This is a genomic window from Acidovorax cavernicola, from assembly GCF_003581445.1.
The window spans coordinates 1-679 of sequence record NZ_QXMN01000310.1; the positions used below are offsets into that span (position 1 = coordinate 1).

Sequence of the window (679 nt, forward strand, 5' to 3'; positions counted from 1 at the left end):
TATCTGGTCCAGGGCCTGACGCACTGCAGCACCTGCCACACGCCGCGCAACGCGCTCATGGCCGAAATCGGCAAGCGATCGCTGGGCGGCGGCGATGTCGGCGGCTGGTACGCGCCCAACATCACCTCCGACACCCAGGACGGCATAGGCCAGTGGAGCAGCGACGAGATCGTGGCCTATATGCGCCAGGGCCATGTACCCGGCAAGGGCAGCAGCGCCGGGCCGATGGCCGAAGCCATAGACCACAGCCTGCGCCATCTGAGCGAGGCCGATCTGCGCGCCATCGCGACCTACCTGCAATCGACGCCGCCGATCTCGGAAGGCTCGAACCAGCCGACGTTCTCCTGGGGCCAGGCCGGTGACCAGCTGGCCAGTATCCGCGGCGTGGCCTGGCCGCGCGACATGAATGCCATGACCGGCGCGCAGCTGTATGACGCCTATTGCGCGAGCTGCCACCAGGCCCAGGGCCAGGGCAGTACCGACGGCAAGCTGCCGCCGCTGTTTCACAACAGCTCGCTGGGCCACACCAACACCAACAACCTGGTGCTGAGCATTCTCCAGGGTGTGCCGCGCCACGGCCGCGACAGCATCATGCCGGCCTTCGGCCATGAACTGAGCGATCAGCAGGTGACCACGCTGAGCAATTACCTGCTGCAGAACTATGGCCGCCCCGACGCCA

The 679-nt window shown here is 66.7% G+C and carries 1 protein-coding gene; it reads left to right on the plus strand.

The window, feature by feature from the left end; all coding sequences use genetic code 11:
• On the plus strand, positions 1-679 hold a 679-nt coding region (locus tag D3H34_RS33360), incomplete at both ends, for a c-type cytochrome (RefSeq protein ID WP_147400630.1).